11 protein-coding genes and 1 pseudogene are annotated in these 10,398 nt (G+C 41.8%); 5 read left to right on the plus strand and 7 right to left on the minus strand.

Translation table 11 applies throughout. The features are described 5' to 3' along the window. The 3 genes and pseudogenes from IM496_RS07285 to IM496_RS07295 form a co-directional block, all read right to left on the minus strand. Window positions 1-116 (minus strand): annotated as a pseudogene (locus IM496_RS07285) (IS200/IS605 family transposase); the annotation flags it as partial. Further along, on the minus strand, window positions 113-787 hold the full coding sequence (locus IM496_RS07290) for a retron system putative HNH endonuclease (protein WP_287661633.1): 675 nt from the start codon (window positions 785-787) through the stop codon (window positions 113-115). The gene IM496_RS07290 and the pseudogene IM496_RS07285, both read right to left, overlap by 4 nt. Further along, the gene (locus IM496_RS07295) at window positions 784-2,064 is read right to left on the minus strand and encodes an AAA family ATPase (RefSeq protein ID WP_287661634.1); all 1,281 of its coding nucleotides are present in this window, start codon (window positions 2,062-2,064) and stop codon (window positions 784-786) included. Before IM496_RS07295 ends, IM496_RS07290 begins: the two co-directional genes overlap by 4 nt. A 286-nt stretch (window positions 2,065-2,350) precedes the next feature. Here IM496_RS07295 and IM496_RS07300 point away from each other — a divergent pair, with 286 nt between their 5' ends. Next, on the plus strand, window positions 2,351-3,541 hold the full coding sequence (locus IM496_RS07300; protein WP_287661635.1) for a class I SAM-dependent methyltransferase: 1,191 nt from the start codon (window positions 2,351-2,353) through the stop codon (window positions 3,539-3,541). A gap of 228 nt (window positions 3,542-3,769) precedes the next feature. On the opposite strand, the gene IM496_RS07305 is transcribed toward IM496_RS07300, so the two are convergent. From IM496_RS07305 to IM496_RS07320, 4 genes are all read right to left on the minus strand, one after another. Then, a complete protein-coding gene (locus tag IM496_RS07305) occupies window positions 3,770-4,009 on the minus strand; it encodes a DUF4327 family protein (RefSeq protein ID WP_002738935.1) in 240 nt (79 codons plus the stop codon). 671 nt (window positions 4,010-4,680) lie between these two features. Continuing rightward, a complete protein-coding gene (locus IM496_RS07310) occupies window positions 4,681-5,169 on the minus strand; it encodes a diacylglycerol kinase (protein WP_194016530.1) in 489 nt (162 codons plus the stop codon). Between the two features lie 28 nt (window positions 5,170-5,197). After that, a complete protein-coding gene (gene ybeY, locus IM496_RS07315) occupies window positions 5,198-5,710 on the minus strand; it encodes an rRNA maturation RNase YbeY (RefSeq protein ID WP_287661637.1) in 513 nt (170 codons plus the stop codon). 11 nt (window positions 5,711-5,721) lie between these two features. After that, window positions 5,722-5,907, minus strand: coding sequence for a DUF3285 domain-containing protein (locus IM496_RS07320; RefSeq protein WP_002752941.1), 186 nt, complete (start codon window positions 5,905-5,907; stop codon window positions 5,722-5,724). Window positions 5,908-6,252: 345 nt separating this feature from the next. Here IM496_RS07320 and IM496_RS07325 point away from each other — a divergent pair, with 345 nt between their 5' ends. From IM496_RS07325 to IM496_RS07340, 4 genes are all read left to right on the plus strand, one after another. Then, a complete protein-coding gene (locus tag IM496_RS07325; protein WP_287661638.1) occupies window positions 6,253-7,704 on the plus strand; it encodes a RecQ family ATP-dependent DNA helicase in 1,452 nt (483 codons plus the stop codon). Window positions 7,705-8,137: 433 nt separating this feature from the next. Further along, on the plus strand, window positions 8,138-9,541 hold the full coding sequence (locus IM496_RS07330) for a hypothetical protein (protein ID WP_287661639.1): 1,404 nt from the start codon (window positions 8,138-8,140) through the stop codon (window positions 9,539-9,541). A gap of 261 nt (window positions 9,542-9,802) precedes the next feature. Further along, window positions 9,803-10,033, plus strand: coding sequence for a DUF433 domain-containing protein (locus tag IM496_RS07335; RefSeq protein ID WP_002779924.1), 231 nt, complete (start codon window positions 9,803-9,805; stop codon window positions 10,031-10,033). A gap of 3 nt (window positions 10,034-10,036) precedes the next feature. After that, window positions 10,037-10,390, plus strand: coding sequence for a DUF5615 family PIN-like protein (locus tag IM496_RS07340; RefSeq protein ID WP_287661640.1), 354 nt, complete (start codon window positions 10,037-10,039; stop codon window positions 10,388-10,390). Window positions 10,391-10,398: the final 8 nt, after the last annotated feature.

The raw sequence follows: 10,398 nt of genomic DNA on the forward strand, positions 1-10,398 counted from the left end.
TCTTTCAACAAGCTATCTACCTGTTCGTCGAAAAAGGCTTTACGATATTTGGCTGGGAACACTAAATGATATAGCAAAACACTTACATTATGGCTCTTATGGATGTATTCACTCATTTTTCTATTATACGCCGCGAGCGGCGGGGAATTAGACCCGAAGAGATTAAATCGCTGAACAGATATTTGATTGTTGTCCAGAAAGGATTGTATCTTTGTTGATCATCTAAGCATAAATATCCATTGACAAAAACTTTTAATTGAGCATTATCTATCTCCTCATCCAAAAAAGGTTCGATGGCTTTCTGACGAAAGTCCTTGAGTTTATTGAGGTTTAATCCCAACTTTTCGATAGTATTAATTGCTTTTTGATCATCTTCTTGTACGGGTTTAATTGTACCATCATAGTTAAAGGCAAAGTGAGACTCACAATCGGGATTAAGTGGAGAGATTAAGAGATTTTCATCAAACCAGTTATCTTTTAGACTACCACAGTGCCGAGGTTCACCAAGCTCAAGATTTGCCTGACAGGAACATAGCAAATTGGCATAATCTAAGGGATCAACAGTGGGATCACTCTGAGGTTTAAAATGTTCTATATGCCATTTACCATCAATCAATCGACTTTCACAATAACAACATATTTCCGCCTGTTCTGTCATCAAAGCTTTAATTAGTATTTCTTTTGGTTTTCCTGCTAAATTTCTAAAGTCGGGCTGCCAATCTGAGTTAGCTTGCTCTTTCCAATTCTTAAACTCTGGTGGTTCTTGTCTTTTTCTAATATACTTCATTTTCCGATAATTTCCTTGCGTCGAATAATAACTTCAGCTTTAATTAATTCTGGATCATCTTGAATTTTAGCTCTGAGATCATTGATTTTCTTTTTAGCTGCCTCTAATTGATTTTGAGAAATTTGTTCATAGATATCTTTCAAAGCTTCAGCGATTTCCTTGGGACGAGTTGTCTCTAATCCCATCAAATCTTCTAAAATTCGATCAACATTTTTGCCGTAGGACTCCTGCACGGGATGAACTTTTATTCCCATTTCTGTTTGTTCCATGAAGTGTAAACTTTCTGGTTGAACATGAGTGATAATATTAGGAGAATGGGTGGAAATAAAAAATTGACAGTTAGGAAAAACTTCTAGTAATTTAGGTACTACAAATCTTTGCCATTGAGGATGTAAATGTAAATCAATTTCGTCAATGATAATAACGCCAGTACCCGTTAAGGGATAAGGATTTTGAGGATTAGCAATCGCCATTCTTCGAGCTAAATCTCCCAGCATAGCAATCAGACATTTTTCTCCATCAGAAAGTTGATTAACAGTAACTATTTTATTCTTTTTTGTTACTTCCATTCTCAAGGGATTACGACGGACGCTAAGATTACTAAAATCGGGTAGAAAACGTTCGATCGTTTCCCGAACTGCTTCCAATTGGGGATCAGGAAAACAAAAACCTTCTGGTTTAATTAGATAATCCTGATATTTTCTATTTTCATTTTCTAAATCTTCGCGCTCGCGAAACCATTCAAAAAAAGTGCGAAAATCTGATCCACTGGTTAAAGCATTTTCGTAGGCACTTAGAGAATCAAATTGATGTTTTGTTTTAATTTTTAATGGTATATCCAGCACTGCTCGATTAACAGAATAATAAACAAATAAAGGTAGGTTAATTTCTCCTTGATGTTCAGTAATTTGTCGTTGTATTTGTTGAGTGTATTCATTTAATTGGCTAAAATTACTCCGTTCTCCAGCGTGGATATATCCAGTCCTAGTTTTTACTATTTTCCAAGTAATCTCTTGACTATCTTCCGTCCCCCCAGTGATTTCAATTATAGCCGTCCCCTGACCATTATTAATCTCGGTTTCGCTAATCTGTTGTCCACTGGCATTAGTATTTTTTAGGCGCTTAACTAACCATGAAAGCATAATAGCCAAACTGTCTAAAATGGTGGATTTTCCAGCACCATTAACTCCTATAAATACGTTTAATTGCCGATGAAAGTCGATGTTTAAACTGACTGCACCTCGATAATTAATAAGCTTTATAGACTTAATTCTCATGGTTTTTTGTATCGGCAAGATTTGCTTATATTTGAGATAATTGTTAGAGAATGACTCTCGAATAATTGCCAGTAAAACTTAGATAGGCTTAAGAGACAGTAGGACAAGGAATAGAAAAAAATATCGACCAAAGAAATAATATCTAATTTTGGCACAGAACTGGATAGTCATAATGATTATTTATCATTTACCCTCGACCAACTCAAAAAAACCCCGGCTGACTTTCCCGATCGCTGCCCTCTGTGAGACAATCGATCGAGTGTTATCCTAAACTCTGCCAATTTTCATGTCCGACGACGCTACTATTCGCACTGCTGTACAACGTCTCTACAATACCTATCCTTTCCCCCCCGAACCGCTCCTAGATGAACCTCCTCCGGGTTACAATTGGCGCTGGAATTGGATTGCTGCCTATAACTTTTGTTGTCATCGTAAACCCGAACGAGAGGATATCCGCATTCTCGATGCGGGTTGTGGTACTGGTGCGGGAACTGAATATCTGCTCGCTCTCAACCCTTTCGCTCATATAGTCGCTATAGATATCAGTGAAAAAGCCCTAGAAATTGCCAAAGAACGCTGTAATCGTTCGGGAGTTGCAGCAAAGCACCGAGGTTCTCTGGATTTTCACCATTTACCCCTTGAATCAGCCACTAATCTCCCGGGAGAATTTGATTTAATTAACTGCGTCGGGGTGCTGCACCATCTCCCGGACCCGATTCAAGGGATTCAATCCCTCGCACAAAAACTGGCCCCCGGTGGTCTGCTGCACATTTTCGTCTATGCTCAATTGGGCCGCTGGGAAATCCAGTTAATGCAATCTGCGATCGCACTTTTGCAGGGAGACCGACGCGGGGATTATAAAGATGGGGTCGCTGTCGGCCGAGAGATTTTTGCCTCTCTACCAGAAAATAATCGCATTTTGAAACGGGAAAAAGAGCGTTGGTCAATGGAAAATCATCGCGATGAGTCCTTCGCTGATATGTACGTTCACCCCCGGGAAGTGGACTACAATATCGATACCCTCTTTCAACTGATTGATGCGTCAGGATTAGCCTTTATTGGCTTTTCTAACCCTTCTTACTGGCAATTAGAGCGTTTATTGGGTAAATCCCCCGAATTGATGGCTAGAGCGCAAAATTTAGGGGAAAGGGAACGTTATCGCTTGACGGAATTATTAGATCCGGAAATCACCCACTATGAATTTTTCCTCGCTAAACCACCGATTCTGACTGCCGATTGGTCCGGGGATCAAGTCCTAGAGAATGCAGTGGCCGAAGTTCATCCCTGTCTTTACGGTTGGCCTAGTGCAAGTGTTCTAGACTACGATTATCGGCCGGTTAATCTCTCGGAAAGAGAATTTGCTTTTCTACAAGCTTGTGATGGTCGTTTAACCGTGGGAGAAATCGACGCTCAAGTTGCTTTAGGATTAACCGGTGTGCGTTCTTTACAACAGCGCCAACTACTGATTTTAAGTTAGGGAAAATTCTGGGATGTTAGAGATAGCGTCCCTTGGCAATGGGTAACTTGTGAACTAACTTGGCTAAATCTTACAAAAACTTCTTTTTTCTCAACAATTATCCCCCTCCTGTCCCCATGGTTTCAGCCCCAGAATTAACCGGGGCTGAATTATAATAGTTTAAGAAAGTGGACAAGGCTGCTAAATTTCTGATCAGTCCGATTTTTGCCCATCGGCAACCGGGAGAGTTTAATCATTATCCCAAGATTCCGAGGCGATTAAGTCACCAATTTGATCCCTGAGAAGGTAGTCACACCGTTCTAGTTCACATTCAACACAAACCCACTCCCGGGGGGGAATGAACTGACAGAGGGTGTAGATCGGTTGGTGTCTGCTCACTACCCCCTGTTCTACCATCTGACGGACTTCGTCCTTAATCATCCTGATAGAGTAAGCGGTGGGAGCGGTGGAGAAAGTTATGGCACTCATGGGAGATTTCCTGCAAGATCTACAAAAGAAGTCTTATCACTAACTATAGTCTAACCTATAGGGGGACAAAAGAGATTTTTTGCTGTATCGACGATTACAATTTTTTATATATAGCGAAACCCTCTCCCCTCGCCAGTTTAGGCTTAGGTTAAGAAAAGTTAAATTTATCGGCTAAAAGCTGTCGAGTCCCCTTATGCCAAATCAGTTATCAGTGATCAGTTATCAGTGATCAGTTAAGCTGTTGACTATCTAGGGTTGGCTGAATAAATCTAAAAACCTTGTTGGATAAGACTTTTAGACTTTTTTCCCCTCAAAAAGTGCCAGCCATTGGGGTGATCGGGGGGAAAATTCCTGGACTTTTTCCCTGAAAATTAGGTAGTTGACCACCTGAAAATCGATAAAACCCCACACCCCACACCCCACACCCTGCCATCAGGAAAAGCTTTTTCAGCAAACCCTATCTAATATTACTGGTTAAGACTGCACCGCAGTGCCAGAGTTGGCAGCAGGGATAGGAAGTTCGAGCATTTGTACTGAAGTTTCCCCTACGCATTTTAAAATCAGTACAGCTTATCAGTGATCAGATTTGAGTTTTCAGTTCACTGTTCACTGTTTACTGTTTACTGGACGGCTACGCCGTGCCTTTGGCAACACTGAAAAAAGCTTCCAGCTTAAACTAATAAATGGGGAATAAAAATAAAAGCCGCTACGAGTAAAGCGGCGATCGAGGCGATTAAAACGGCACCAGCGGCACAATCTTTCGCTATTTTGGCTAAATCATGGTAGGATTGCCCCACCGTCAGATCTACCACTGATTCTAGGGCAGTGTTAATTAATTCTAAGACCATCACCAGAGCGCAGGTAAGGGTGACAATCGCCATTTCCATGGCATCAACCCGCAAAAATAAGCCCCAACTAATCGCTACTAGGGTAATCAGGGTGTGAATGCGAAAATTTCTTTGACTGACAAAAGCATAACGGACTCCGGCCCAAGCGTAGCGAAAACTGACTAACAGATTCGAGGCGACTTGCCAAGCGTATTCTCTTTGACTGGGATTGTTGCCCTCACTCACCTCTCCCGATCGAGGGATAAAGTTATTGTTGAGATAGGGATTAGATAGGCTGGTAGATTGGTTGGCTTGATGATAATTTGTCTTCATATTCCTCAATAATGCTTGACAAAAACAACTAACTATGTATCGGCATTTCGACGGTTTTTAACAAAGTTTCCTGTAAAGATAGCATTTCTAACAGACTTGTTTCATCGGGATGGTCCCAACCCAAAAGATGTAAACAAGCGTGGGCAGTTAACCAGGCCAATTCTCGCGCCAAAGAATGATTTTGTGTTAAAGCCTGTTGTTGTGCTGTCTGGACAGAGATAATAATATCCCCCAAATATAAAGGTTCTGTCTCTAAAATGCCCTCATCCACTGGTAAATCCACTTCCAGAGTGGCAAAAGCGAGAACATCCGTCGGTTGATCTTTGTGGCGATACTGGGAATTATAGGTCCGAATTTCTCGATCGTCTGTTAAACGCAAACTTAGTTCATAACCGGCGGCAACGGGGAGATAATCCGATAGATAGCCTAACCATGTCTCCAACCAATAGTGCCAAGTTTCCCCATCCACAGGACTATTTCCGGGATCAAAATAATTATCCTGTAGGCATAAATCCACTCCTAGGGGCAAAGTCTCACTCACCAGATTTCATCCTAGGGACGCGTCAGATAGGAAATACCGACAAAAAAGCCTAATAGGGCTGCTGTAGTCAAAAAAAAGTGTTTTAACGAGACGCCTTTTTTCTTGACCATATTCCGCATCGCCAGCTTGACGTAACTGGGTTGCGCTTCGGTGGCGGTTTCTACTGCGGGGTCAGTGGTGCTAACAGGTTCAGTCATCAGTAATTCCCCAGACAAGGATTGATCGCTATAAGTGTAACAGATTATTAAAGAAGTGCAAAAAAAATTCAATTATGGGAAAAATTGTTACCCGTCCGGGATAGTCAAAACCGCTCAAACTGTTTAAACCAGAGGTTTCTAACCAGTTGCGCCTTTAAACCAGCCCCTGAATTTTAATACAAATGCTCTCCTCTCCCCCGCTCCCTTCTCCCCTCTCCCCAATTCATAATTCATAATTCATAATTCATAATTCCCACTTCCCCACACCCCACACCCTACACCCCACACCCTACACCCCACACCCCACACCCTACACCCCACACCCCACACCCCAGCAGTTAACCCATGTCTTCCCACAATACCGAAAGCATCCAGACTATTTTTCAGAAAATTTGGGGCTATGATAGCTTTCGCTTTCCCCAACAGGAGATTATCGAGACAATTCTAGCGGCAAAAGATGCCCTGATTGTCATGCCCACGGGATTCGGTAAATCTATCTGTTTTCAATTGCCCGCTTTATTAAAAACTGGCTTAACCCTAGTGATTTCTCCCCTGGTTGCCCTGATGGAAAATCAGGTGGAGGAATTATTAGCCAAAAAATTACCCGTTGCCCTGATTCATCACGAAATCCCCCGACAACAGAGAAAGAAAACCTTAGCAGCGATCGCAGATCAAACCCTGCGACTTCTCTATCTTTCCCCAGAAACCCTCTTAAGTCCGCCCCTCTGGTCAAAATTAACCCTTCCCCACGTTAAAATTAACGCTCTCATCCTCGACGAGGCCCATTGTTTAACCCAGTGGGGCGATAATTTTCGTCCTGCCTACCGTCGTCTCGGTGCTGTCCGTCCCGCTCTGCTGCAATCGAAACCGGCCGGCAGCCAAATAGCGATCGCTGCTTTTACCGCCACCGCTAACCCTGCCACCCGTGAGACTCTCACCCGCGTCTTACAACTAGAAAAACCACAACTTTTCTTAATAAATCCCTACCGTCAAAACCTTGACTTAAGCACCAAAATATGCATTAGCCCCGGTTGTCGTCGTCATCAACTATTAAACTTCCTCACCAGTCAACCTCGACAATCCGGCCTGATCTATACTCGTTCCCGTCGCCATAGTGAAAATTTAGCGGCATGGTTGCAATCTCTCCACTATCGCACCAGTGCCTATCATGCCGGTTTATCGCCCTTTCAGCGTCGGGAAATAGAACAAAATTGGCTGCGGGGGGATTTAACTTTTGTTGTCTGTACCTCAGCTTTTGGCATGGGTATCAACAAACCCGATGTGCGTTGGGTTGTCCACTACCAACCCCCAGCTTTACTATCGGAATACCTACAGGAAATCGGCCGCGGTGGTCGCGATGGCGGTAAAATGCAGGCTCTCACCTTAATTAGTGAACCGACGGGATGGTTAGATAATAGCGATAAAAACCAGCAAAAATTCTTTAACTCCCAACAGGAACGCCAATACCGACAAGCTTGGCAAATTTTAGCCCAAATTCCCCTAGAGGGTAAAGTAGAGGCGATTAGTGCCGAATTTCCCGATGGTGCGCTCATTCTCTCCCTTTTACACAGTCTCGATCGCCTAGAATGGCTCGATCCTTTTCATTATCGGCTTATTTATCGTCATAATTCCGCCAAGATGACTTTTAAACCCAAAAATGAGATATTTCCCTACCTCTATACCCGTCGCTGTCGTTGGCACTTTCTCTTAAATGCCTTTGGTTTTCAGGAAAATGCCGATAATTTTCGCTGTGGTCATTGCGATAATTGTCGTCGCAATCGACCTCTGGTAAGCTAGGGAGCGCCAGAGCAGGGAGAGCAGAGCTTTTGTACTAAATTTTCCTGTCTTTTTTCTCCTCCTGTCTCGGATTCTCCTCACTTAAGGGAAGATTTTTGATTTTTGCAGGAGATCTATAGCGGGTTTCCCAGAAGTGAGTCCCGATTGAATCTATCAAGGGATTTACCATACCTTACCCGAAATAATAGTGAAATTTTGTGACAAAGTGCAGCCAGATATAAGAATCTTTGCTAGATTCCTAGAAAGCTTCTGTGATCAGTCTCCTTAAAAGGAGATTGTTTGCGGTAAGCTAATCTGGCTAACACGCTTTTGGGCGTGATATAGGGAAAAGTTCGGGCGATAGTTGACCCATATCGTTACTTTTAAGAGTGTTATACGGAAAGTTGACCTATAATATGTAGTTAGACCTCAATAAACTTAAGTTTAGTGATCCATGGATAGATCTTCCGAAAACATACATGAAGAAACAGAAAGTTTCCCTGAAAATGCTATCCGCCCTTTTAGTGAGGTAGAGAGGATTCGCTTTTCTTCTTTTCTGAGTCCACCAGAAGAGCCAGAAATTTTAGAGAATCGCATTGACTATGAGGCCGTTAATCTCTATAGGAAATACGTTAATAAGCTTAGGACAATTAGACAAAGATATCTGCTACGTCTAATTTTACTTTTAGCACTTTGCTTTATTATATGTTTAAGTCTAGCCTCTACTTATCTTTCTTCTACTTATGCTGGGCGAGGAATTGCGAGAGACTTAAATCGTTTTTTTGGGTTTCTTTTGCTTCAGGAGATACGGGAGGAGCAAAACCCTGTGTCAATAGAACTTTTTATAGTTATAGGAATATTACTTTTATCCATTTTTGTAATTATCGGTTTCATAATCGATAATTTTTCACTTGGTTCAACTTTGAGGCGTTCTAATACTCGTCTTAAAAAACTAGAACTAGCGGTTGAAAACAATAGGGAAGAACTTGAGCGAAAAAAACTTCTTGATCCACAGGTTAGGCTAGAGAATCTCTATCAGGATTATAGAAAGATTGCTGAAGCTAGCGGACGAGTTTTTTTCGAGTCCACTAAGCGCTATGAGGTGGCGCAAAAGTGGAGAAGAGATATTGGGAGTCATCTCGAACATTTGCGACAAAATCCTGCTGTCGAGACTGAATTATTGAATGAAGTTCAATATCTATTAGGTTCTTTCAAGGAGATAATTGATAGAGAAAAAAGAGAGCAAAAGGGTCAAAAGCTTTGGCAGATTTTTAATATTATTGTTATTATTGTTTATATCGCTGGTTTGACTGTAATTATGTCATCTGCTTCGACTCAAGCTAAATCCAATAATAACGCTGTTTCTGTTCCATATGTTCCATACATCTCTGTACCAGTTTGGGCTTTGATATGGGGAGCATTAGGCAGTCTTTCAGCTATTCTATACAAGTTCTATATAGTTAAAAGACGTGTTAAATTTTCAATAGAATTTCAGTGGCTCATTGCAAGGCCCATTATTGGAATTTTGATGAGTGCAGTTGCTTACCTTGCTGTAACATCTGGTCTGATACTATTGGGCTCTGAAAGTTCGAGTCCATGGGCTAAAGAACTAGGTGTAAGTGACAATGCTACTCGATTTACAGCTATAGTTTGCTTCTTGGCTGGATTCAGTGACCGCGTTTATCTCGGAATAATTAACTTACTCGTATCAAAAACTTTAAGCTTAGAGAAAGATAGTAAATCTCCTACTGAAAATTTTTCAGTAGGAGATGAGTCGGTAGATTTTTATGACAGAGTACTTTTGGAGAATTCAAGCCAACAGCAGTCTTCAATCAATGAGCATGACCAAGAAGGATGAGGCGGATTTTGGCTCCTCTAGGTTTTGTGTGAGCATGGTATAATAGCAACACAGTGCGATCGCCGATCTTGTAGTGCGATCGCCGATCTTGTAAGGTACGTTCCCTAATATGGCTCCTAATGCTCCACCGATCGATTTTTGGGGAACGCACCATGCACATTGATTGAAGTTGTGATACCAAATCCTGTTATAATAAAACGAGATATCGGGTGCGTCCCACGCAGCCTTTACCTTTTTGAAAACACTTTCAATGATGTAGCTATGGACTGGGAAACTCGAATTACACTAAATCCCGATATTTTGGTGGGAAAACCTATCATTAAAGGAACAAGGATTGCGGTTGAATTTATCATCGATCTTCTCGCCCAAGGTTGGAGTATTGATGAAATTCTGCGAAACTACCCAGGTATTACAGTAGAAGATATTCAAGCTTGTCTTAGCTATGCTAGTGTAATGCTCAAATCTGAGAAAGTCTATGCTATTCCTGCTTAACTGATGCGTTTTCTAGCGAACGAAAATTTCCCCCTTGATGCGGTTGAAGCCCTACGACAAAATGGCCATGATGTCCTGTGGATTAGGGTGGAATCCCCCGGAATCTCGGACCGTGAAGTTTTAAGTCGCGCCCAAGCAGAAAATCGTATTCTCTTGACATTTGATAAAGATTTTGGAGAACTCGCCTTTCGTTCAAGGTTGCCGGCCAGTGTTGGTATTATTTTGTTTAGCCTGCATTATTCACCAACTGGCAAAAACCTGATTGTGAGGACATCTCAAAAAACAGACTGTTTTTCAGCCAGATCGCTAGATGAACTTCTTGCCAAGGCTTTCGAGGATTTTCCAAAGTCTTCATGAATAATGCA

This window comes from Microcystis sp. M049S2, from assembly GCF_020245625.1.
In the GTDB taxonomy this organism is placed as follows: Bacteria; Cyanobacteriota; Cyanobacteriia; order Cyanobacteriales; family Microcystaceae; genus Microcystis; species Microcystis ichthyoblabe_A.